The organism is Haloplanus sp. GDY1, assembly GCF_023703775.1.
Lineage (GTDB): Archaea > Halobacteriota > Halobacteria > Halobacteriales > Haloferacaceae > Haloplanus > Haloplanus halophilus.
Genome location: NZ_CP098514.1, coordinates 964,930 through 988,248 on the forward strand (window position 1 = coordinate 964,930; position 23,319 = coordinate 988,248).

15 protein-coding genes and 2 pseudogenes are annotated in these 23,319 nt (G+C 62.3%); 6 read left to right on the plus strand and 11 right to left on the minus strand.

Features of this window, described 5'->3' with window-relative positions; translation table 11 throughout:
- Window positions 1-15: 15 nt before the first annotated feature.
- From NBT67_RS05220 to NBT67_RS05255, 8 genes are all read right to left on the minus strand, one after another.
- Entirely contained in the window at window positions 16-756 is a 741-nt protein-coding gene (locus tag NBT67_RS05220) for a dolichyl-phosphate hexose transferase (protein WP_251343746.1), read from the minus strand.
- A gap of 43 nt (window positions 757-799) precedes the next feature.
- A complete protein-coding gene (locus tag NBT67_RS05225) occupies window positions 800-1,549 on the minus strand; it encodes a ribonuclease H-like domain-containing protein (protein WP_251343747.1) in 750 nt (249 codons plus the stop codon).
- A 37-nt stretch (window positions 1,550-1,586) separates the two neighbouring features.
- The gene (locus NBT67_RS05230; RefSeq protein ID WP_251343748.1) at window positions 1,587-2,375 is read right to left on the minus strand and encodes a DUF7847 domain-containing protein; all 789 of its coding nucleotides are present in this window, start codon (window positions 2,373-2,375) and stop codon (window positions 1,587-1,589) included.
- A 49-nt stretch (window positions 2,376-2,424) separates the two neighbouring features.
- Complete coding sequence (locus NBT67_RS05235; RefSeq protein WP_251343749.1) at window positions 2,425-2,802, minus strand: ArsR/SmtB family transcription factor; 378 nt, start codon at window positions 2,800-2,802, stop codon at window positions 2,425-2,427.
- Window positions 2,803-2,904: 102 nt separating this feature from the next.
- On the minus strand, window positions 2,905-6,465 hold the full coding sequence (locus tag NBT67_RS05240) for a PAS domain S-box protein (RefSeq protein ID WP_251343750.1): 3,561 nt from the start codon (window positions 6,463-6,465) through the stop codon (window positions 2,905-2,907).
- A 186-nt stretch (window positions 6,466-6,651) separates the two neighbouring features.
- Window positions 6,652-7,698 (minus strand): ABC transporter ATP-binding protein, encoded by a 1,047-nt coding sequence (locus tag NBT67_RS05245; RefSeq protein WP_251343751.1) that lies wholly within the window; start codon window positions 7,696-7,698, stop codon window positions 6,652-6,654.
- Window positions 7,695-8,492 (minus strand): ABC transporter permease, encoded by a 798-nt coding sequence (locus tag NBT67_RS05250; protein ID WP_251343752.1) that lies wholly within the window; start codon window positions 8,490-8,492, stop codon window positions 7,695-7,697. The genes NBT67_RS05245 and NBT67_RS05250 overlap by 4 nt, the downstream gene beginning before the upstream one ends.
- Window positions 8,476-9,372 (minus strand): extracellular solute-binding protein, encoded by an 897-nt coding sequence (locus NBT67_RS05255; protein ID WP_251343753.1) that lies wholly within the window; start codon window positions 9,370-9,372, stop codon window positions 8,476-8,478. Before NBT67_RS05255 ends, NBT67_RS05250 begins: the two co-directional genes overlap by 17 nt.
- 60 nt (window positions 9,373-9,432) lie before the next feature.
- Here NBT67_RS05255 and NBT67_RS05260 point away from each other — a divergent pair, with 60 nt between their 5' ends.
- Complete coding sequence (locus tag NBT67_RS05260; protein ID WP_251343754.1) at window positions 9,433-9,861, plus strand: Tfx family DNA-binding protein; 429 nt, start codon at window positions 9,433-9,435, stop codon at window positions 9,859-9,861.
- A gap of 251 nt (window positions 9,862-10,112) precedes the next feature.
- A complete protein-coding gene (locus tag NBT67_RS05265; protein ID WP_251343755.1) occupies window positions 10,113-11,468 on the plus strand; it encodes an APC family permease in 1,356 nt (451 codons plus the stop codon).
- Window positions 11,469-11,933: 465 nt separating this feature from the next.
- On the opposite strand, the pseudogene NBT67_RS05270 reads toward NBT67_RS05265, so the two are convergent.
- The 3 genes and pseudogenes from NBT67_RS05270 to NBT67_RS18170 form a co-directional block, all read right to left on the minus strand.
- Window positions 11,934-12,166: pseudogene (locus NBT67_RS05270) on the minus strand (UPF0175 family protein); the annotation flags it as partial.
- Between the two features lie 141 nt (window positions 12,167-12,307).
- A complete protein-coding gene (locus NBT67_RS05275) occupies window positions 12,308-13,702 on the minus strand; it encodes a DUF6498-containing protein (RefSeq protein ID WP_251343758.1) in 1,395 nt (464 codons plus the stop codon).
- Window positions 13,703-13,785: 83 nt separating this feature from the next.
- Window positions 13,786-13,893: pseudogene (locus NBT67_RS18170) on the minus strand (hypothetical protein); the annotation flags it as partial.
- Between the two features lie 216 nt (window positions 13,894-14,109).
- Here NBT67_RS18170 and NBT67_RS05280 point away from each other — a divergent pair.
- From NBT67_RS05280 to NBT67_RS05295, 4 genes are read left to right on the plus strand one after another with little or no spacing between them, the layout of a single operon-like run.
- A complete protein-coding gene (locus NBT67_RS05280) occupies window positions 14,110-16,044 on the plus strand; it encodes an N-6 DNA methylase (RefSeq protein ID WP_251343760.1) in 1,935 nt (644 codons plus the stop codon).
- Between the two features lie 45 nt (window positions 16,045-16,089).
- Window positions 16,090-17,874 (plus strand): hypothetical protein, encoded by a 1,785-nt coding sequence (locus NBT67_RS05285; protein ID WP_251343762.1) that lies wholly within the window; start codon window positions 16,090-16,092, stop codon window positions 17,872-17,874.
- The gene (locus tag NBT67_RS05290; protein WP_251343763.1) at window positions 17,871-20,765 is read left to right on the plus strand and encodes a DEAD/DEAH box helicase; all 2,895 of its coding nucleotides are present in this window, start codon (window positions 17,871-17,873) and stop codon (window positions 20,763-20,765) included. The genes NBT67_RS05285 and NBT67_RS05290 overlap by 4 nt, the downstream gene beginning before the upstream one ends.
- Window positions 20,765-22,888: a protein kinase family protein gene (locus NBT67_RS05295; protein ID WP_251343765.1), complete on the plus strand. Its 2,124-nt coding sequence runs from the start codon at window positions 20,765-20,767 to the stop codon at window positions 22,886-22,888. Before NBT67_RS05290 ends, NBT67_RS05295 begins: the two co-directional genes overlap by 1 nt.
- Window positions 22,889-23,319: the final 431 nt, after the last annotated feature.

Below are 23,319 nucleotides of genomic sequence, written 5' to 3' on the forward strand. Positions count from 1 at the left end.
GATGTGCGATGACTGTCAATCGCTGCTGTAGGTCTCGGCGCGTTCGACCGTCTCGGAGGTCCGCTCGACGTCCCGGTCGAAGCGCTCGGCGAAGCCGACACGCAGGATGGACTTCGCGATGGCGGCGCCACCCCGGACGGGGTCCAGTTTCGTCTCGCCCGCCCGTTCGTCGTACTCGATGGGCACCTCCGTCACCCGGTACCCCCGCGCGACCGGACGCATCAGGAGTTCCGCCGAGAGGCCCGTGTTTTCGGTCCACTCGATCCGGTGGAGGAGGTCACGCCGGTAGGCGCGCATCCCCGTCGTCACGTCGTGGAGGCGACGCCCGAGGAGCAGGCTCGCCAGCGCCGCGAACGCGCGGTTGCCGAGGCGGTTCAGCGCGGGCATCGTCTCCGCGCCGGGCGTGATGCGGTCGCCGCTCACCACGTCGTACCCTTCGTTGATCCGGTCGAGGAAGTCGGGCAGGCGCTCCATCGGGTAGGTGTCGTCGCAGTCGGTGGTGACGACCACCGGCCGCTCCGGCGTCAGCACCGCCTCGCGGACGGCGACGCCGTACCCCTGGGGCTCCTGTTCGACGACGCGGGCGCCCATCCCCCGCGCGATCTCCGGCGTCCGGTCGCTCGACCCGTCGACACAGACCACCTCGGCCCGTCCGTCGGTCACGCGGTCGATGTCGGCCAGCACGCTCCCGATCGCCGCCTCCTCGTTGTACGTCCCCATGACGACGGCCACGTCGTCGAAGGTGTACTCGCCCATGGCAGCGTGCAGGAGCCCGCTCCACTTGAACGTTTAGGTTTGCCTAAAACGTCGCATCGGGTGGACGACAGGTCTCGTGCAGGCGGGTGGTGACGTGGTCGGCGAGTCGTTCGAGGTTCTCGGTGTCCTCGCGGTTGTACGAGACGAGGGTGTCGAGGGCGGCGTCGTCGCCGCGTTCGTACTCGCGCCAGAGGCGGACGGCGTCCTCGCCGGAGACGTCGGGCCGGTCGCGGTCGATGCCCACCTCCCGTTCGATGCGTTTGAGGCCGCCGGTCAGGTCGAGGCGGCGACAGGGGTACAGCAGATCGAGGTGCGGGACGTCGATGGAGAGGTCGAACGACCGCTCGAGGAAGGGGACGTCGAAGCGGGCGCCGTTGAACGAGACGAGCAGGGGGGCGTCCGCGAACCGGTCGCGGAGCGCGCCGGCGGTCAGGTCGTCGCCGCGGACGAACGTCTCGACGTCGCCGTCGCGGTAGCAACTGACCGTCGTCACGTCGTCGCGGTCGGCGTCGAGGCCCGTGGTCTCGATGTCGAAAAAGAGGGCGTCGTCGCGGAAGTTCTCGTAGAGGCGCCAGCGCTCGCCCGAGGGAAAGGAGTCGTCGAAAAAGCGGGCGTCGCCGCGGCGGAGGTGGTCGGTCGCCACGTCGACGAACTCGTGGATGCGGTCGGCCGTCTTCGGGCCGACGACGGAGCCGTCGAACTCCTCCCAGTGGGTGATGCCCGCCTCCCAGAGGCGGCGCTCGGTCGTCTCGCCCACCCCCCGGATCGGGATGAAACTGTTCTCGATGCGCACGCGTGACACTGACGCGCCGGTCGTCAAAAACCTCGCGCTAGTAGTCGAACGGCGAGGCCTCGCCGGCCGGCGCCCAGCCGTCGGGTTTCAACTGCACGTACGCGCGGGAGCCGATGGCGGCGACGACGAGCCCCGTCACCGCGCCCAGCACCACGCTGACCGCGACGACGGCGAGCGCCGGCGCGTTCACCATCCCGAGGAGGTACGCCGGGACGGCACTCGCCAGCCCGATGGCGAAGATGACGAGCAACAGGAGAAACACATGGAGTCGTCGGCCCGAGGTCAGCGCCCAGCCGTCGCGGAGGGCGTCGACGACGTTCTTGTCCTCGACGATCACTTCGAACTGGACGAAGTAGAGCGCGACGGCGAGGTAGATGCCCGGGATGATCAGGAAGATGCCACCGACGAATATCAGGACGTTGACGACGAAGCCGGCGACGAGCGCGTTCACCACGACCCAGCCGAACCGGCGGGACAGGGAGTCGGGGAACTCCCGGCGCGCCGAACTCACGAACGTCCGGATGGTGACGACGCCGAGCGCCTGCGCGACGACGATCTGTGCCAGAAAGAGGACGGCGGCGACGGCCAGTCCGACGTCGAGCGCCAGCGGAGAGGCGCCGCCCGACATCGCGCCCGGGCCGCCGGGTGGGGCGTTGGCGGGGTCGAGCATGGCCTGCAGCCGTTCCATCACCGCCAGTCCGACGGTCTGGGACGCGACGGTCGACAGGACGCCGACGACGAGATAGGCCACGAACAGGATGGCGGCCACCCGCGTCGGGAGTCGGGAGAGTCCGTCTTCGATCGCAGCGGGGATATCCAGTGACATGTGGACGTGCGTACAAGCCGCGTCGGGCGGAATAAAGGTAAGGTCCCCTTCAGTCCCCGGCGACGGAGCCGTCGGCGGGGCCCTCGGCGTCGTCGGTGGCGACCGTCACGCCGATGCCGTCCGCGTCGAGGCCGACGGTCACGGCGTCGAGGGTCGCCTCGAAGACGGTTCGGTGGTGCCCGTCCGCGTCGTAGGAGAGCCACGACTCCGCCAGACCGGCGTCGTCGAGGCGGTCGAGTCGGCGGTAGATGGTGGCCCGGGAGGCGGCGCACTCCTCGACCAGGTCGCGGGCCGACCGGGGTTCGGCGTGGATCGCTTCGAGGATGGCACGACTGTAGTCGTCCTCCAGGAGGGCCAACACCTCGTCCGTTCGATCCGACTCGCGTTCCTCGGGGGTGGAGGTGAGCGACGGCGTGGATGCGGTCATCGGTCTCGTCCCTAGCCTCACGCGCCAGCCACCCAGTCCTGCTGTCTACGAACGTCGTCCCGGTTCGGCCGCGGGGCTACGTGTATAGTGTCCCGGAGCCGGCTACGTCGAGTCGAGGGCGCCGTCGTCGAACAGGAGGGAGAGCGTCTTTCGCTCCGCGAGGCGCAGGTGCTTGTTGAGGGTGGGCTGGGTGATGCCGAGGCGTTCGGCCACCTCGCGGCCGTCGTTCTCGCGGGGCCACTCGAAGTAGCCCGCCGAGAGCGCGGCCGTCAGCGCCTCGCGCTGGCGGTCGGTGAGGCGCTCGGTCACCCGATCGCGGAGTTCCTCGGGCGTCCGCTCCTGGCGCTGGTGTTGTCGCTTGGCGACCAGTTCGACGGCGGGGGCGAGTTCCCGGAGGCGGTCGGTGAACGAGCGCACGTCCGCGCCCGCCGACACCTCGACGACGATCGTCGTCTCCGCGGGCGTCGCCGCCGCTCGCCGGAGGACGGCGCCGTACTCGGCCAGCGGCGACCCGAACCAGGAGTCGGTTCGCGCCTCGACGAGCGTCGAGTCGGCGTCGTCGGTCACGACCGACACCGACCCCGGGAGCGTCCGCTCCGCGACGGCCCTCACGTCCTCGCCCCCGTCGTCGAAGGTGAAGAAGACGCTCACGTCCCCGTCGCGCGTGACCGTTCGTTCGTGGCGCACCCGGCAGTCGGCCTCGCGGGCGGCCCTGGCGAAGGGGAGTCGGGCCGCCGCCCCGTCGCCGTCGCGGAAGACGAGTTCGACCGTCTCGTCCGACTCCAGGGCGCGACGGCGTTCGATGGCCGTGAGGGCGTAGCCGACGGACGTGCCGAGTTGGTCGAGGAAGTCGCGAACGCGCTCCCCGAAGGCGTTGGGCGAGGACGCGCCCACCGCGAGGACGCCGTGCGTGATGCCGTCGTAGGTCAGCGGCACGGCACAGACCGACTGGACGCCCTCGGCGAGCGCGTCCCGCCGCCAGTCGCCGCTCGGGCCGTCGGTCACCAGCGAGTCGGCGACCTCCACCTCGTCGGATCGCCAGGCGCGGACGGCGGGATGGGGGTCGGCCCCGGCGTCCGCCGTCGACAGTCCCCGCTCGCCGACGGCGCCGGACGACGCTCCGACGCCGACGCGGGGCGTGAGCCGGTCGCCCCCCACCTCCACGCCGCCGATCCAGGCGCGCTCGTAGGGGCCGGCATCGGCGAGGCGGTCGCAGACCGCGCGTTCCACCTCCGCGGCGCCCGAGGCGTCGGTGATCGCCGCCTCGACCTGCTGGGTGAGGGTGGCGATGCGGTCCAGGCGCTCGGCGCGTTCCGTCTGCGTTCGGAGGCGCTCCTCCTGTGCCGCGAGGCGTCGCTGCCCACGGAGGTGGTTCAGTGCGGCGTCCAGCGTGGCCGAGAGGACGTGTGCGGCCTGAATCGCGTCGGGATCGAGCGACCGGTCCGGCGCCCCCACCAGCAGGACGCCGTGGTTGCCGAGCGCGATGGCCCGCCAGTCGGCGAGTCCGTCGAGGTCGCCATCGTCGGCGTCGACGACCGTCCCAGTCGCGAAGGCGCTCCAGAGGGGGCCGTCGCCGGCGTCGACGACCCGATCCCGGTGACCGTCGGGGACGCGGCCGGCGCACACCTCGGGGCGGAGGACGCCCTCGTCGTCGTCGTAGAGGAACGCACAGACGGCGGGCAGGTCGAGCGTCTCGGTCGCCGCCTCGACGGCCCGGCGGGCGGCCTCGACCGGCCGGTCCGCCGTCGCGAGGTCCTCGGTCGCCGCGTTGAACGACGCCATCCGGCGCTCCCGCGACTTCCGGTCGGTCACGTCGCGGCTGACGATCACGATCCGCGGCGGCCCGTTCGGCCACGCGGTCGGGTAGAAGTCGGAGTGAACCCACCGGATCTCGCCGTCCGGCCGCTCGATGCGGTACTCGTGGGCGTAGCGGTCGTCGGCCGACCCGGACTCGACGTCGTCCTGTATCCCCTCGACGAACCGCCGGTACGCCGCCTCGTCGTCCTCGTGGAGCGCCCCGAAGAAGCCGTCGGGATACCGGTCGTGGAGGTCGGACAGCGACTGGCCCCAGATCTCCCCGTAGCCGGAACTCAGGAAGTCGGGGTCCGGGGACGCCCGGTCGAGTTCGTGGGCCGGCGCCAGAAAGACCGCCTCGTCGATGCGGTCGAGGATGGCCCGCAGTCGCTGCTCGGAGCGTCGCCGCTCGGTCACGTCGCGCGAGATGGTCAGCAGGCGGTCCTCACCGTTGATCGTCGTCGGCGTGGCGGTCACGTCCAGCCACCGGATCTCGCCGTCCGCGGTTTCGAGCGCCCAGTCGAGTTCCCGTGGCTCGCCGCCCGCCATCACCTCCTCGAGGGCCTCCATCGCCCGCTCGGAGGTGTACCCCTCCTCGTCGGCGCTCAAGGCACCGATTCCGCGGTCGAGGATCGTCTCGCGGTCGTAGCCCGTCAACTCGCAGAGGGTGTCGTTGACCGCGACCAGTTCCCCGGTCTCGGGGTCGTAGACGTTGATGATGTCGGTGACGCCGTTGAAGATCTGTTCGTACTCGCGCTCGCGACGCTTGCGCTCGGTCACGTCGCGCCCGATGGCCAGATATCGCGTCTCGCCGCCGATCCGGGCGGTCGTGCCGTTGATCTCCAGCCAGCGCCGCTCGCCCTCCTTCGTCTCGACTTGCCACTCCAGTTGCGTCGGCTCCTCCGAGCCGACGACCGAACTGATGATCTCCTTGCCGCGGTCCCCGGTGTACCCCTCCTCCTCGACGCTGATCGCCGCCGCACCCGCGTCGAGCAGTTCCCCCTTCTCGTAGCCGAGGAGGTCACACAGGCTCTCGTTGGCGTCGATCATCTCGCCGGACTCCGGATCGTGGACCGAGATGGTGTCGTTGACGCCGTCGAAGATCTGTTCGTACTCGCGTTCGCGCCGGCGGCGCTCGGTGACGTCCCGGAAGTTCACCATCGTCGCCGGGTCGCCGCCGTGCCGGATGCGGGAGACGACCAGATCCAGCGTCCGCACGTCGCCGTCCGCCGTCTCCACCTGCACGTCGTACCGGTTCGGGGGCGACTCGCCCGCGACCCGACGGCGGTACCGGTTCCTGACCAGTTCCTGGCTCTCGGAGGTGAACACCTCGTGGAACGGCCCGTCGAGCAGCGTCTCCCGGTCGTAGCCCGTGATCTCCGCGAACCGCTCGTTGACGAAGGTGAACTCGCCGTCCTGCACGACGACGACGCCGTCGGAACTCTGCTCGACCAGCGTCGAGTACTTCTCGCGCTCCTCCGCCACGGCGCGTTCGTACTCGCAGTCCACCACCGCGGCGAGTCTGGTCGCCAGGAGGTGCGGGTCGTCGCGGACGATCCGACGCGGAATCGTGTCGGCGGCGCCGGCCGACAGGGCCGCGGTCGTCCGGTCGTAGCCGTCCGCGATCAGCACGACCACCGGCGGACCGTCGTCGACGTCCGCGGCGAGGGCGGCGGCGTCGACCCCGGGGTCGCCGTCGTCGACGAGGAGGCAGTCGACCGTCGGGTCCCCCTCGCGAACGGCCGCCGGAGGAACGGACTCGACGCGAACCGGCGGGTCGGCGGCGCCGACGCCGGATCGAAACGTCGCCGCCGTCCCGTCGCCCCCGACGACGGCGACCCGGATCGACCCGGAGCGGAGCGATGACATGGCTGACACACCCGTCCCGAGCGCCGTAAATCGTTCGTCCGGCGGTCGCTCGCGCCGATCTCTCAGACCCCGAGACGGTCGCCGGGGAACGACGTCGACGGGCCACGACACCGATACCCGCCTTCGGCCCTCCTCGGACGGTCACGCCGTCGTCCCGCCCGACAGTCGGGAGCCGCGGCACCGGCCTCACTCCTCCGGGAGCACGTGGACGTCCGCCGGCGGGATCGACACCCGGACGGCCGTCCCCGGGTCGAGCGCCGGAGCGTCGACCGCTCCCGCGCGGACGGCCGCGACGACGGTCACCCCCGCCCGGTCCAGGTCGACGAGCACCCGACGGTCGTCGCCCTCGTTCAGGGTGCGGCGGACCGTCCCCCGGAGGCCGTCGCCCCCGTCGTCGCCGTCGGACGCCGCCGTCACGCCGATCCGCGCGGGGCGAACGCAGATCCGGGCTGGCGACGGGACGGGGTCCTCGACCCGCGCCCGCAGGGTGGCGTCGCCGACGGCGAGGGTGACCGAGGCGTCGGTCCGCTCGACGACCGTCGCCTCGAAGACGTTCTCGGCGCCGGTGAAGCGGGCGACGAACGCCGTCCGCGGCCGGTTCAGCACCGCCTCCGGCGTCCCGACCTGTTCGAGGCTCCCGTCCCGAAGGACGGCGAGTCGGTCGCCGAGGACCGTCGCGGCGCGGCGGTCGTGGGTGACGTAGACGACGGGGATGTCGAGGTCGGCGAACAGTCCGGCGAGTTCGTCGCGGAGTCGACGGCCGGTCGGCGCGTCCAGACTCGACAGCGGTTCGTCGAGGAGGAGGCAGTCGGGGTCGGCCGCGAGCGTCCGCGCGAGGGCGACCCGCTGGCGCTCCCCGCCGGAGAGCGCGGCGGGGCGGCGTTCCAGGACGGAGTCGATCTCCAGAAGCGCCGCGAGGTCGTCGACGCGACCGGGATCGCTCGCGGCGAAGGCGACGTTCTCGCGGGCCGTCAGGTGCGGAAAGAGGGCGCCGTCCTGGAAGACCACTCCGGTGCCGCGGTCCTCGGGCGGGCGGCCCACGAGCGACCGGCCGTCGAGCGTGACGCGGCCGGCGTCGGGGGCGAGGATGCCGGCGACGAGCGAGAGGAGCGTGGACTTGCCGCTGCCGGACGGGCCGAGGACGGCGAGGGTCTCCGACGACACCCGCAGGTCGAGGGGGCCGAAGTCGAACCCGTCGTAGGCCTTCGCGAGGCCGGTGACGTCGAGGGTCACTGTAGGGGGTTGGTGCCGAGCGTTTCGAGGGCGATCAGCGTCGCGACGGCGAGGCCGACGAGGACGACGGCGATGGGGAAGGCGGCGTCGAGGCCGAGCGTGGTGAAGGAGACCCAGATCTGGACCGGCATCGTCCGCGGGTAGTACGCGAGCATGATCGTCGCGCCGAACTCGCCCATCGCGCGGGCGAAGGCCAGGGTGATGCCGGCCAGGATCCCGGGCCACGCCAGCGGGAGCGTCACGCGACGGACGGTCGTGAGCCGGCGCTTGCCGAGCGAGCGGGCGGCGTGTTCGAGCCGCGGGTTCACCCCCTCGATGGCCGCCTTCGAGGTGACGACGACGAACGGCGAGGCGACGAAGGTCTGGGCGAGGACGACCCCCGCGAGCGACCGCGTCAGCGGCACGCCCGCGGCGGCGGCCGCGCTCCCGAGGGCGGTGTCCGGGCCGACGACCGTCAGCAACACCATGCCGCTGACGATCGGCGGGAGGACGAGCGGCAACACGACGACGGCGGTGAGGAGGGCCGGCAGACGCCCCTCCGAGCGGGCGAGCCAGTAGGAAAGCGGGAGGCCGAGGGCCGTCGCGAGCAGGGTGCTCGCGCCCGCCCCGAGCAGGGACGTTCGGGCGGCGCCGATCACCTCGGGCGCGGTGAGTCGGGCGAGGACCGCCCCCGGTGGCTGGGCCACGACCAGGGAGACGAGGGGAGCGAGGTAGTAACAGAGCAACACCGCGCCCAGCAGCGCGGTCGCGGACAGCCAGTCGAGGCGGGCGGCGCCGTCAGGTCGCGACGCCATCGGGAACGGTGCCGGTGAACCGGGGGTAGTCGTCGGGCACGGCGAAGCCGAACTCGTCGAGGTAGTCGCCGGCCGTCGCGCGCGCGAACACGTCACGAACCGGGGCCGAGTCGTGGCGGATCGTCGCCCCGTAACTGATGGGGGCGCCGGCGACGACCCGCCCGCTCGGGAGTTCGTACGAGACGGCGGCGTACCGGTCCGCGAACCGAGGGCTGCTCAGATCCACCTCCGGGGGGAGGGAGACGTAGTCGTATCCCCGCTCCTCGGCCATGCTGCGGTACGTGACGGCGGCGTCGATCGATCCGGTTTCGAACTGGCTGAGGAGTTGCGTCTCGGGGTAGATCTGCTCGCGGCGGGGGATCGCCGCCCGGAGGTCCGTGTCCAACCCGTAGTGGTCGGTGGCGAGTTCGAGGGCGAACAGGGTGCGGTAGCCGAGGGGGTCGAGGTCGGGGTCGGTCCGCCCGAGCGACACCGCATCGGAGCGGAGGGGCCGATACCAGCGTCCGGGGGCGGCGTCGGCCACCCGCTGCCCGCCCTCGCTGTCGGCGTCGTACGCGAGGACGACGGCGTTCGTCGCGAACTCGGCGTACCACGGCGGATCGAGCGGCGCGTCGAACAGCGCCACGTCCGCCAACGCGACGACGTCGGGGTCCTTGGTGCCCGCGGCGACGAGTCGGGCGACCCGGGCCGAGCCGTGTGCCTCGACCCGCAACCGGGCGTCGACGCGCGGGCGAAGGCCGTTTTCGAGCGCGTCGTTCAGGCTGCCGGCCGCGAGCATCGACACGGGCGGCGGTGGATCGGCGGTTCGCCCGACACAGCCACCGACTCCCGCGGCGATGGCGGCGAGCGCACCGCGGCGGCCGACCGAGAGTTCGTCCATACGCCTGGCAAAGAAAGGATTGAGGTAAAGGCTTATCTCAAACACGTTCGTTTGACCCGCATGGTCTCGGCCGCGTCGACGACGCTGACCGAACGACAGGTGGAGGTGCTGGAACTGCGCGAGGCGGGCCACACGCAGCGCGAGGTGGCGGAGATGCTGGGGACCACCGACTCGAACGTGAGCGCCATCGAGCGGGCCGCGGAGAAGAACGTCGAGAAAGCCCGGGAGACGCTCGATCTGATCCGGGTCGTCCGGTCGCCGGTTCGCTTTACGGTCGAGGCGGGCACCACCTTCGACGCTCTGGTCGACCGGGTGTACGAGCGGGGCGACGAGACGGGGACGAAACTCGCCTACTGCCGCCCGGAACTCTACACGCACCTGTTCGGGCGACTGGAGGCGCACACCACGAGAAACCGCCTCGACACGGCGGTCGAACTCGGCCTGACCCGCGACGGCGACGTGACGGTCTTCGCGCCGGAGGGCGACTAGAGGCGCCTCTCGATGGTCCGGAGGTCCTCCTCGATGGTCCGGACGTAGCGACCGGCGACGAGGACCCCTGGCGTGGCCGAGCAGGAGCGCTCGACCACGTCGACGGGGGGAGTTCCCGGGGAGTCGGAGCGCGCACACCTGGTGAACGCGCGGCGTGCACTCGCCGGGTCCTTGCACTCTCAAGCGAAGGATTCTCTCCTCGCGGCTCACTAACGCACCGAGAGGAGCGTGTTCGATGGAGGTCGATAGCCATGAGTGAGACGCTCGGACTGAAAGAAGCCGTCTCGATGGCACTCGGGGGCATGATCGGTGGCGGCATCTACGCCGTCCTCGGCGTGGTGGCGGGGATAACGATGTCCGCCATCTGGGTCGCGTTCTTGCTCGCCGGTGCGGTCGCCATGTGTGCGGGCTACTCGTACAACACGCTCAACAGCCTCACGGACAACCGGGGCGGATCCGTGACGTTCGTCCAGTGTTATCTCGGAAACGCCACCGCGGCCGGGATCGTCGGCTGGACGCTCCTGTTCGGGTACATCGGCTCGATGGCGATGTACGCGTTCGCTTTCGGGGAGTTCACGGTCGCGTTCGCCGTCGTCCCGAAAAGCCTCGGGGGCTTCCCGGCCCGGCCGCTCATCTCGGTCTCCGCGGTGGCCGCGTTCGTCGGTCTGAACCTGCTCGGAGCCCGGACGACCGGCGCCGCGGAGAACGTGCTCGTCGCGCTGAAGGTCGGCATCCTCGTCGCGTTCGGTATCCTCGGGCTCGTGTATGCGTTCGGCGTCAGCGGTGCCTCCTTCGAATACGGCGTCGGCCGGCTCGGCGGGTTCGAACCGGTCATGGCGGCCGCTATCTCGTTCGTCGCCTTCCAGGGGTGGCAGCTCCTGTTTTACGACCAAGAGAGCGTCGAGGACCCCGTCGAAACCATCCGGAAGGCGGTGTACGTCTCCATCCCGGTCGCCGTCGCCATCTACGTCCTCGCGGGGATGGTGACGGTGAACCTCGTCCCGCAGGCGCTCGAGTCTCACCCACACGTCGCTCTGAAGGACGCCGCCTCGATGGTGATGCAGCCGTACGGTCTGGCACGCGCCGGGGCGGTCGTGCTCGCCCTGTCGGCGCTGTTCTCGACGGGGAGTGCGATCAACGCGACCCTGTTCTCGTCGGCGCACTTCGCCAAGGGCATGCTCAGTGACGACCTGCTCCCCGATCAGATCGGGGACGCGGCCGCCGACGGCATCCCCGAACGAACGGTTCTGGTCCTCGGCGCGATCACCGCGGCGTTCACGTGGTACGGGAGTCTCGGTGCCATCACCTCGTTCGCGTCGTTGTCGTTCATCTTGGTCTTCGGTGCGATGAGCTATCTCGCGTTCCGCCGGCGTGGCCACGACGAGGTGAACGCCGTCGTTCCCGCGGTCGGAACCGTCGGCGCTCTGGCGTTCTTTCCGCTGATGCTGTACAACCTCTACGATCGCGAGCCAAACACGTTCTACATGGTGATCGGTATCGCCGCCGTCGTGCTCGCCGTCGAACTCCTCTACTTCGAGCGCGACCTCATCCAGGAGGAGGTCGTGGAGTTCGAGTCAGGGATCGGACCCGTTCGTGAGGACGACTGACCCCGCCGACCGCGAACGGCACAGTCACGGTCGGGAACGCAGCCGTCGGGCAGCAACACGGCGGGAACCACCCCGGCCACACGTCGCTACCCGCTTCCCTCCGCCCGGTGGGCAAGGCGTCCCGCGTATCGTGAACGGCGGTACGCACCCGTCGCTGTGTCGGACACGCGACCCCGGCGACTCGTAGCGGGAGAGTGGACCTGTGTTTCACCGGCATCGAGACGGTCACTGACGACCGCCTCCCTGTCTGTGACGGTGTCGGAAATCGTCGCGACTGGAATCCCGTCCGTCGAGTGTCTCAACTGCAGACTGGCGATACGGACGCGTATCAACGCCGTGTTCGATCTCCTCGCGAACGACGGGTACCTACGGTTCCCGGAGAGGTCGACGACGACCCACAGCTGATCGATGTGGGCGAAATCCGAGGGGACACGACGCTCGGGGTCGCCGGAATATCGTCACCTGTCACTTCGCGGGCGGTTCCACGTCGTCCGAGTCCGCATCAGCGAATTCGAGTTCGCGTGCTGTCCCTACCTCGTAAGCTGCGTCGTCTTCGTCGACGAGTCGGCGGCGGAGTTCGACGCCGCGCTCACGGAGGACGTCACGCATCGTCCAGCGGTCGACGTCAGCGAGTCTCACAGCAGTGTGATCCGCTGGCGTTCGTAGCGGACGACCACAGCCGCGGTACGTTCGTTCTCGAGTTCCCCGCCGAGGGAAAGATCGGCGGGAAGCTGTACCCCGACCCCGTCTTCGAGCACTCCAGCGGCCCCCAGGTCACGATGTCCCCGGCCGCGTCGCGGTGACCGGCCGCGGCGCCGCCGCCCGCCGTCGGCGTCGGTTCAGGCGGCCGGGAGCGCCCACCGCCACGCCGACCTGAGGGCGACGACGCCGAACGGGCCGCCGAACCCGGCCGCGACCGCCGCGACGGAGGGGGCGTAGTAGGCGACGCCCGCCACGGCGGCGACGCCACAGGCTCCGGCCGCGGCCGCCGCCCCGGCCACGCGTCGGTCGAACGGGCCGAACGCCGTCGTCTCGACGGGGAGTTCGAACGCCTCGACGGCCCGGACGTACTCCCGGAGGTGCGCGACGCTGCGGTCGTACTCCCCCGCGGACGGCGTGAGCGAGAACGTCCGAGTGTCGCAGGCGCGGTCGACGAGCTCTCCCTCGCACAGCTCTGCGTCCCGGAGGTCGTCGACGGGGGTCGCCCACTGGACCGCCCCGGTGAGGTCGTCGTACGCGACCACCGCGTCGTCGCGGCGCTGGTACGCCAGCGTGCCGTGGGTGAGAGCGTACTCGACGGCCTTCAGCCCGCCGAGGCCGGCCGGCAGGAGGCCGAAACAGATCACCGTGGCGGCGACCGCCCCCGCCGACCCGCCGGTGAGCCCGACCCACGCGAGGAGGTACGCCGGGCCGCCGCCGATCGCGGACGTCGCGCCCCGCCAGAGCGCGGCGGCGCGGACGGCGCGCCGGTCCGGACGGATCTCGGCCGTCGGTGCCGCGTCCGGAGCCGCCACTGGCGGGAGCGTCCCCGCCGCCTCGTCGGGGTCGGACGACTGCCCGCCGCGGTAGCCCCGCCACTCCGCGAGTAGCTTCACCGCGACGAACGCGACCAGCGCGCCGGTCGGACCACCGGCGGCCGCGAACCAGAGCACCACCACGGCTACCCCGGCCTCGTTCTTCGCGCTTCCGATCACGTCCCGGGGGGTGCTCGTCTCGTGGCGCCGCTTCCGGAAGTACTCGCGGTTGATGACGCCGACGTGTGAGACGATCAGGGTGACGGCGCTCGCCGCCACAATCGGATCGGCGAGCGTCGCCGGCACGTCGATGAACCGGCTCAGTACGAAGAGGAACATCCCGACGAGCGCCACGGCAGCCCCGAACGCTCGCAAGACGAACGGGACGTTCCGGGGGTAGATCGGCGGGAGCGGGTCGACGACCGTGACGTTCCCGCGCCGGCGGTTGAGGTCGCTCGGTCCGGCGGAGACCCCGCCCCACTCGTCGGGCTTGAGCGGGTTACCCTCCTGTGGGCGCTCCAGTTCGTCGTAGTTCGGCGGACGGCGCGCGAACAGCGCCTTCACTCCGGCGAACGGGACGGCGACGACCAGTTCCATCGCGTAGACGACCGCGAACGTCTGTGCGCTCCACCCGAGGTGGAACACGCCGACCAGCGGGACGACGTTCGCCGCGACTGTCGCCAGAAACACGGCAGGCGAATCGTTCGACGGTGACGCCATCGATTCACCGTTCGATGACGGCGAATAAAAGATGTCGGTGTGGGATCGACCGTCCGTCGCTCCGGCGACCGCTCGACCGTGCCGCGGTCCTTGCCGTACTCGACGATGCCGACCTCGGCCACCTTCGGGAGGCGGTGTTGCCGGAGCGACGTGTGAATAGAACACGAATCGACGCCGTCTCGGATGAAAATAGCCGATCCTCCGAAACTGTTGGAACTACAGCCCGGGCAGTAGTTGCGAACGACAAAATCTGTGCATTAGCACTTCATTCCTAACTCCCAGTTATTCGTCTCTCCCACATCTGGACAACCAGGCCTCTCCCAAGATGCGTAGACAGCCCACCAGTTCTGCAGATACCTTTTGCGGAGCAAAATAACTAAGTGCAGGTCTGCTGTACTACCGTTATAGTGACAACACCCAGCGGTGATTTATCTCCCACTGAGGTACGTATCTTATCTGCCTTACGTAATCAAAAAGAGATAGATGGGCCAGGGTGGGGGCTCGGTAACCCTCTCTACTTTCGACAGACCACAGACCTCGAAAAGGGGGAGGTCGAGTACGCATTGCAGAAACTCGTTGAGAAGGGGTATATCGCACGGGTCAACCGGGGCCTGTATTGCATCAATACAGACGAAAATGCCGTATTTGAGCTTAATAGACCTACCCCTGATACTGGAGTCCAGCCACAGGATTTCAAGTCATCCGGCCATGAACCGACCCAAGTATACACTCCCGCGCGAATCGCACGGTTCCTCACCGATTGGGCCGTAAGGCAGGGGAGAACATCTGTCTTGGAGCCGACTGTGGGGAGCGGGAACATTGCGAAGCAAATCTGCCGTCGGAAATTCGATTTGGGTGCAAATCCAGAGACAGTTGAGACAACGGTATTCGGGCGGGAAGTCGACGAAGATGCAGTCAATAAACTAAAAGAGAGGATCCACAGGGAGTTCGAAATCTCGTTGCCGGGAATTAGTGCGGGGGATATTTTCGCATACGACGGGCCGATGGTCGAAGCGATCGTCGGCAATCCACCGTACGCTGGGGCGAGCAATTTTTCGCTACCGGATAGTGTGAAAACTCGATTCACGGAAAAGTACGGATTCAATGGCAATACGGATCTCTACTGCTATGTGACGGCACATGTCACACAGTATCTGGAATCTGGAGGACGCCTTGCTGTCGTACTGTCAAACAGTTGGCTCAGGAAGCGGTATGGGACTGAGTTCAAACAGTTCCTTTTCAGCGAATACGATATTCGAGCCATCATTGGGTTCGAGCACACGACCTTCGACGCGGGGACAAATCCGGTATGTCTTCTTGCAGAGAGAAGTGAGGAATCGAGCGGAGACAGTCAGGAGATTGAATTCATCCAATTACGAGATGAAGCAGAGCTCGTAGGTGCCGAGACCATTGATGAACTCCGCAAACAGGCAATGCTGCCCTCCGTAGAGAGTCCCGTCAATCCTGACGATAACTTCGACGAGTTGTTGCGAGCTCCAGAGTTGATTGAGTACATCAGGAACGACTCCTTATTCACTGAGCTCGAGACCGTCGCCAATGTGCGAATTGGACTGCAAACGCTGGCGAAGGAGTTCTATACATTTGATCCGGAGAAAGAATCATCTTCCTCTCCCTCACTTGCTGAAAAGTACAAACAGCCATTTGCACACTCACCAAGTAATTTCGAATCGCCACGAATCACTGGCGACAATGCAGACCGGAAACTGCTTGATATTGATGAAACCGATGTCGCCAATCAAAATAGTGCAGCTGAATACGTAGAATGGGGAGAAAACCGTGAGGTCGGTCAACGGAATACAGACGAGACATTCACTGGTTACAACGAAAAACCTCGTATCAAGGGAGCCAACCGTGACCCTTGGTACGATTTGAGCGATGAGAAGACCAAGTGTACTGGACCGGTTCTACTTCCTCGACGAATCTATAAGGCATATACTGCTTACTGGAATCAGGATCAAATCGTCGCGAATGAGAATTTCTTGATTGTCACACCGAATGATGCGTCAACGACTGAGAGTCTACTCGCATTCTTAAACTCCACACTCGGTGAAGTATGTGTTCGGCTAAGTGGCCAGGTCTATGGCGGGGGTGTATGCGAGTTAAGCGTGACAGGTGCTAAATCGATTGCGTGCCCAGAATTCGATCATCTAAACAGTGACGCCCACGAGTTATTGTCAAAATCGTTCAACACCTTTCTCGATACTCAAAACCGGGAGCAACTTGATCAGACGGTCTACGAAACTCTCGGACTCCCAGACTCAGTCAGATCTCTGATTGAAGATACTGCAGCCAAGTCGCTTCGTGAAGTTGCCGTAAAGTGAAGGCATGCACAGTTATATTTGCAAGTGCTGTGGGTGGCGAACGTAATGAGGGTCCGAGAGCTCCCCAAATATCGCGATTGGCTGTCAGCCTTATTTTTGGGGTTCGCTCTTGTAGCAGGAGTAGTCGGTAGTCTAATTGCTAATATCTATGGAGCCACGTCCACATCATCACTAAAGTCGCTCGCGACCGCCCTCTTAACCGGAAAGACAGCGATTTTTGCAGTTGCGTTTACGGTGACACTGATTGGTGTCGAGCTCAAATCCTCTGAACTCTCCTCACGAGTCTCCTGGATTTTTACGCGCGTCTGGATTTTTCGTCGGACGTTTCAGGTCTTCACGCTAGCCCTTCTGCTTGATATAGTATGTCTCTTGGCCGCAAGTTCGATGACCCCGTGGCAGCGGACATCGGCGGCTGCCGTTATCTCGATGGCAAGTGCTGTGACGTTGTTAATGATTTACTTCTATCTGATTGAGGCAATTGAGAAACTAACTCCTAGTGGGGTGATAGACATATTCTTAGAGCTCCTGACGCCGCGTACATACATCTCAGAAGTCGCTGAGCGTGACGGACGAGTTGTAAGTGGGCATCCACTTGACGGGTTGTTCGATGTCGTCGTTGAGTTGAACGAAAGTGATGAGGACAAATTGGCGGAATTGAGCCTCGAGAAATATTTCGAGATCGTCGGTGAGGTGATGGAGTACAGTCTCTATGTTCCATCAGATGATCTAAGACTGCAACAGTTCCTTGTGCCGCATATTAATCACTCTGGATTCTTTTTTCTCGACAACGAGGCGCAGTTTGGTGCTGGTCAGCCCACGATTGTGGTTCCTGAACAACTCCAGTTCTATGAGGTCTTAACGGTCCGCTATAACGATGTCGGAGCGGATTTATTTAGGCCGGTGTACGAGTCTCATCTCTCTGAACTCCTCACCGAACTCCCGCAAGAAAAATATGAAAATTTCTATGATGAGATGGATGTTTTAATGGAAACCGCCACTGAGAACCGCTCAAAGCTGCTCGTAGAAGGGCTCTTCGAAGTATATTGGATGCTGCATGACGATACAGTCTCTTCCTTTGCCGCTCGATACGAGATTGAATCCCGTATCATAAGCGCAATTCAGTCTTGTGTCATGCATAGAGGATTAGTCGTGGCCGGGAATCAACTTCGCTTACTGGCCGATAGCATCTCTTCAGACAGGTTCTGCGGTGAGGATTTGTTTGCTCTTATTGAATTGTATACCACCAAATCTCCCAACATCCTATCTTCAGGACTGTCTTGGCATACCGGAGAGGCCGAACTACTGCGGCACCGGATTAGAAATCCAGAACGTCATACTGACGTGCCACCGGACGCTGCGTTTATCATTGCTTACAACAATGCAACCGCCAGAATAATACACACCTACTACGTCGGGGTGAAAGGAGACTCAGGAATCCCCGTCAATATGCTGGTTGAATATCTAAAGTCGAATATTAAGGCGGCGAACGAGTCCGCCCTCCAACCTGAAGTGGAGTTCTTAATTGAGCAGTTTGTTCACACGGTCTGTCTGTTCGCAGCTCAGACGACAGTGGATATCACTCCCGAGGATGAACTACTCTCGTTGATTGACGAGGAAGCGCAGTTCGAACAAATCATCAACCGAGAGGTCGGGAAATTGAGCCGCGCCATCAGGTCGGAGGGTCTTTCTGGATCGGCCTCTCCACCAGAATTACATATCGCTATTCCGGAGGAGGATATTGACAGAGCCGCATTTCGAAAGGTCATTCGGAATCTCCGGTCGGAGCTCACCAAGCATGACCAACAGGCAGAGATAGGTAGCAAAAAATGATTCTGGGTGAAGCAGCTGGTAAGGGCTATCGAGACTTGATTCGCCGTGAATACGAGAAATATACTGAAGCTGGTGATCAGCAGGCACTAGGAGACGCCTCGTTACGATTGACGACTAGTGATATCGAGTCGTGTGTATCCGACGACGTCCAGGAGAAGCTCGAAGATGCTGGAAAGCTAATTGAATATGATGATGGGACGTACCGGACCAGCCACTTCGATTTGCTTTTCCGGATTGTCAATATCCGCAACCGCGAACAGCAACCGTCGCTAGTTTCAGAACACAAAATTGAGATCGAGGAACAGTATGTTCCAGACTTTGATACACATCCAATCAAAGAGGTGTTATCAGAACTCCCGGACGAACACCGTGCCAACGTAATCTCGCAGATAGAGTCAGTTGGAATCGAGACGGTATCGAGTCACCAGCGACAGGTTATCGAATCGCTGCTTGACGAAGAAACGGAGTATCTCAGTCTGGAAGCCCCAACTGCGAGCGGCAAATCACTGTCCTTCTTGTTGCCAGCGATTCTCAAGAGCTTTTATAAGGAAGCTTCTGGGCGGAACGGAACAAACTGTTTGCTACTGTATCCGAGGAAAGCACTAGCTCGAGACCAATACTCTGACATCCTCCATTACACTGCTAGTCTGAATCGAGTGCTCTCGGAGATTGGTGCGGAGCCGATAACCGTCGGGTTAGAAGATGGTGACCGAGAGCGAGTGGAGGAATACGATCACGGACAGTCCTACAGGGGATTGGACTGCGTTCACGATGGCTGTGACGGTGTGCTGGAAGTACAAAATCCGCAAAGCAATATTCATATCCGGTGTAGCAATCATGATTCCTGCCCCCTTGATTACAGTCACATCGTGGTCGGCAAAGAGCCCATCCGGAAACAGCGACCGACCATTACCGTCTCCAATCTGTATATGGTCTACAGAAACCTCCTCTTGTCAGGTGGAGTTGATCGACTCCAAGATGTAGAATTCGTTGTATTAGACGAAGCGCACGTCAATACCAGCTACAAGGGCGGACATGTAAGTTATATCCTGCAGCTGCTGCAAGATGTTACCTCTCGCCGCGGAGAGAGCGCACAGATGGTATTCTCTTCTGCTACCATGGCCCAGCCAAAAGAATTTATCGCGAATTTGGCGGCTATCGACCCCAGCGAACTCACGTACATCAATTACGAGGACGCCATTGAATCAGCGGATGTAGAGACAGAGAAGCGACTCTTGATTCACCTGTACCTCCTCCCCACTCCTCGAAGAGCAGTTGAAACCCTGAATCAAGCGATTACTTTGATACTTGGACTGTGGTCTGAGAAGCACGGCTTCCGAGCGATCAATTTCATTGACAGTATTGGGGAGTTAAACAAGATGAAGAGTTTCGTAAAGGACACGATTCTCCACCCCGGCCGTCGTGCAGGTGCAGAAGTTATCGATCACCTCCATAGTGTTGAAGACCCCATCCCATCGAATAGCTATTCGTGGAGACCACTCTCTCCAGATTCATATCTAACGAGCCGAGCGGCAGGTCAAGACCGGATTCAGGATTTCAGGCAACTGTTCGCAACTCACCACGGAAACCTCAAGCCGTCCACGCGATCAACTGTTGAGGATCGGTTCAACGATGGGACGTATCGATATCTGTTTTCCACGTCTACCTTGGAAGTTGGTATTGACTTGTCAGGAATCGCAGCGGTCGTCCAGTATCAACTCCCGCCGACAGGCGAAGAGGGGGTGATTCAACGGGTCGGGCGCGCGGGTCGTGACCCATCGACCCAGCGAGTTGGGCTTGGGATTCTAATGTTTTCGCCAAACCCGGCGAGCCAGATGTACATGTACGATGAGAACTTAACTCGGAAGCTTCGAGACCCCAAATTCTTGGATACGGAACAAATTTCAAATACTCGCTCAATCAAGCTGCAACATGTTCTATCCTTAGTGATGTACTCTCGAGCACTTCGAGACAAGAAAACCTACCTGGAGGGGGATCAACGGCTTGAGAGCGAAAAAGATGTCTTGGTCGCATTACGAAATCTTTCCGGAGATTTAGACGGAATAGACACACTGAACGACCGGATTGGACTCCTCACCGATAAGGAGTTAGAAGACGGGGTTGAGAGGTTCCGCAACTACATCGATATGATTGTCGAAGGGCGAGAAAAAGAGGCAGACGCCAATGATACGGTTGAGCCAGATATAGTCATCTCCAGATCCCTACGAGCCTTCAACGAAACCTCGCATCTAAAGAAAGATCTTGTATCGTTACGAGCAGTACTGGAGTCGGAAAACGAGTTTACAGATGATTTAGATAGACGGTATTCTGAATTCGTGGATACAGTTGACGAGCTGACGGACATCTTGGCCGAACTCTCAGATTCGATTCATAGGGCCTGGACCGAGCGTGATGAAAGCCTACTAACTGAATGGTACGACAGCCATTACGAGGATTTTGTCGCGGCACGAGAAGCACTCCCGGCAAAAGACGATATCGAAGCGTTGCGGTTCCAGCACGTCCAGCCATGGATTAACGATGCCTACGGGTCACCAGCGAACTTCCATAATGAGACCGGTCATCGCATGAGCGATATCAGTGACGACTGGGGGGAAATTAGAACGAAACTCAGTGGAAACGGTCAAGAACAGAGCCCTGATGGGGTGCGGGATCTTTTAGCCGACCTAGACGATTCGTTACAGAGCCTCAAAAATATGGATTTAGAACGACTCTCCGCCTCAAAGTCTATCGACAACTTCCATCAAGCACTAGACAACCAAAACTATGGTCTCTCGATATTCGATGCGCTGAGTGAGATGTTACAAGGCCGCGCTCAGTTCTCACTACTCCTGGAACCCCCACGACCGAAATTCGAAATGAGGTTCGAATAATGAGTGACGATCAAACCACAGATGACCTAGATACGGCATCAGAGTCTTCAAACCGCTCAGGAATGCAGGCTTTGTACAGCTTCACGCCGTTCAGCCTGCAAAATACTAGCCCGTACGAATTACTTTTAACTCCAGTCTCGTATCTCCGGACAGATCGGTGGCTGAAGTCGGAATACAGATCTCAGTCCGTTCGTGACTCGTACAAAGTAACGAAGGAGACGTTTGAGAAGGATGTCGTCCATCCCCATTCTCTCCGTACAAAGACGTTTCGAGAAGAGGATGATGCCTCAATCGAATTCAAGCATCACAAATACAAGCAACGAAGTGCCTGGCAGTATCCTCCGATGTATGCCGAATTCAGCTATGAAGCACTAAATTCGGGATACAGCTGTCAGCTGGGGTGGGTCCTGACATCGTCGAACAAGCAGGAGTGTCCGATGCGTCAACACTGCCCTGACTTCACCGGCGGTAGTCGCTGTGACCACTACGAAGGACCATTCCAGTACGAACGCTTGTTCAAGATTTATCCGGGGATAGTACGTGGCTATCAGGATCCGACCTCCGGAAACTATGATTACGTCACTAGTATACGGGGTGATGCGGAGTCGCTGGCGAAACTGAGTTTCACTACAGCCGGTCAGGTAAACGCCTACATTAACGAGATCACGTTCGATTACAAGCCGAGTTACATGTTTGGCTCCCCATCACTCTACACACAGGAGGGGATCGGCTTCCGGATGGAGAACGTGAACGCTGTCCAGCTTTCGTTTGGAGACGAGTCGTTGCATGATATGTTACTTGATCTATTGGAGGAAAATGAAGCACTCCGCAACTGGATCGCGCTGAAGTACCACCTCTACGTAGACTTAGATTACGTTGACACTATCAAGCCAAAGGGTGGCTTCGACGCGTTTGAAGAGTTGCGTGACGCGGTTGAAGCTGGAATTCGTGGTGGTGAGGACGAGGAGAGGGATGAAGATACCGACCTAGACGCGCTGATTGAGGCGGTTGAGACCGTTGATTTCGAAACAGATGAGTTGGCGATGGAGTTTGCCGAGATTACGTTTATCCACACCATAGCACACGCGTTGCGTGATTGGTTGGTTAACACCTACGGGTGTGACCACGATCATATTGAGTACTATCTTGAACACCCAGAGTTAGAATTACAGGACATCCCAGCAGACAGCAAGCGCATCGTCTTCTTCGAGTCTGCGATTGGAGGATTCGGCTATCTGGATAGTCTCAAGCGAGACCTCCGTGACGAGGACTCAGAGACATCCTTTGAGTCCATTCTCGATTCGGTCCACTCATTCCTGGACGAACACCGCTCCCAAGTGCACGAGTCAAAATCCAAAGCGACCAACAAACTTGCACAATACGACACCGATGACGCGGAGCGAGTGGGAACTGGACTTGAGACACTGGAAGATATCAACATTTTCCCCCACCCGAAGGCGATTCGGCAAGGAATCCATCAGGTAAACGACTTGGGCAACCGATCCGAGCGCGAGCGTGCGCTTCTAGACGATATATTCCAGCACGTGCCGATATGTTGGGACGGATGTACGTTCTGCGTCGACGACGATGAGGACTGCTCGTTCCTTCCATTCGATCGCCCGTTCCTAATCAGTCGGGATCTGGCGTATCGCGGTACCGAATACCTGCTGGAAAAGATTCGTGAACCCGAAACGTCGGGGAAGTCCCTACCGAACGATTTCTACGGTATCCTCTACGACGCATTTCTTGAAGCAGAGAGTACGGTTATTTTGGTCGTTCCGAAAATCGATCTGCAGGTGTTGGAGGACGTCGCCAAATTCGCTCAGGATTCAAGGGTCCAAGCCCGGTTCGTCACTACTGAGGACGCCTTTGAAACGCTGGACGAGTATGAGACAAGTCGAGTTGAAGACATCCTGGCGGACACCTCATTAGTCAGCCTATCGAAACGCAGCGGGCCTCTTGATCCGCAGATTGTGATGGATGGTATCGTGAGCATCACCGGTGACCTTCCATTCAACTACGACCGTACAAGCGTTGACAGCTCAGATCTCACTATTCGGCATGATCATCAAGAAATTACTGAGGAGCTTGAGGGGATAGGAATCTCTGTTAACAATGACTGAATAACCTTTATTGCACCTGAAATTCGGGGAAATAACTCTAACATCGTCTAGAACGCGGATTTTCATTCGATCACTTATCAAAGTAGTTATTATACACACGTAGAAAACGGAAGCTGCAGGAGCCCGCAGCCGGCACAGTTGTGGTCACCTTGCGCGACTATCGTCGCTCTCCCCAACTTATCCGGCCGTAGCAGGGTGCCTGCTTACTCCACCCACGAACTCATAGCTCTGCGTGTGGACTGCGGTGAATGTTTTTAAGTCAGGATTACAAATTGGACGCTCGGAAAGGTAGGAAACTGCACTAAAAACGGAAGCGGACTGTGCATTCGCTTCTATAGTGGCCGCGATTATAGTAGTTTCCCTAGCCAGAGTGACTACTCTACCGTGGCCCTCGGGGGGTGACAGCCTCCTGGTGTCAACCAATCAGAATC

What these genes read in the sequence shown, in the direction of transcription:
- NBT67_RS05220 (WP_251343746.1), bottom strand. Translation starts at nt 756, where the DNA reads ATGGGCGAGTACACCTTCGACGACGTGGCCGTCGTCATGGGGACGTAC.
- NBT67_RS05230 (WP_251343748.1), bottom strand. Translation starts at nt 2,375, where the DNA reads ATGTCACTGGATATCCCCGCTGCGATCGAAGACGGACTCTCCCGACTC.
- NBT67_RS05235 (WP_251343749.1), bottom strand. Translation starts at nt 2,802, where the DNA reads ATGACCGCATCCACGCCGTCGCTCACCTCCACCCCCGAGGAACGCGAG.
- NBT67_RS05240 (WP_251343750.1), bottom strand. Translation starts at nt 6,465, where the DNA reads ATGTCATCGCTCCGCTCCGGGTCGATCCGGGTCGCCGTCGTCGGGGGC.
- NBT67_RS05250 (WP_251343752.1), bottom strand. Translation starts at nt 8,492, where the DNA reads ATGGCGTCGCGACCTGACGGCGCCGCCCGCCTCGACTGGCTGTCCGCG.
- NBT67_RS05255 (WP_251343753.1), bottom strand. Translation starts at nt 9,372, where the DNA reads ATGGACGAACTCTCGGTCGGCCGCCGCGGTGCGCTCGCCGCCATCGCC.
- NBT67_RS05260 (WP_251343754.1), top strand. Translation starts at nt 9,433, where the DNA reads ATGGTCTCGGCCGCGTCGACGACGCTGACCGAACGACAGGTGGAGGTG.
- NBT67_RS05265 (WP_251343755.1), top strand. Translation starts at nt 10,113, where the DNA reads ATGAGTGAGACGCTCGGACTGAAAGAAGCCGTCTCGATGGCACTCGGG.
- NBT67_RS05275 (WP_251343758.1), bottom strand. Translation starts at nt 13,702, where the DNA reads ATGGCGTCACCGTCGAACGATTCGCCTGCCGTGTTTCTGGCGACAGTC.
- NBT67_RS05285 (WP_251343762.1), top strand. Translation starts at nt 16,090, where the DNA reads ATGAGGGTCCGAGAGCTCCCCAAATATCGCGATTGGCTGTCAGCCTTA.
- NBT67_RS05290 (WP_251343763.1), top strand. Translation starts at nt 17,871, where the DNA reads ATGATTCTGGGTGAAGCAGCTGGTAAGGGCTATCGAGACTTGATTCGC.
- NBT67_RS05295 (WP_251343765.1), top strand. Translation starts at nt 20,765, where the DNA reads ATGAGTGACGATCAAACCACAGATGACCTAGATACGGCATCAGAGTCT.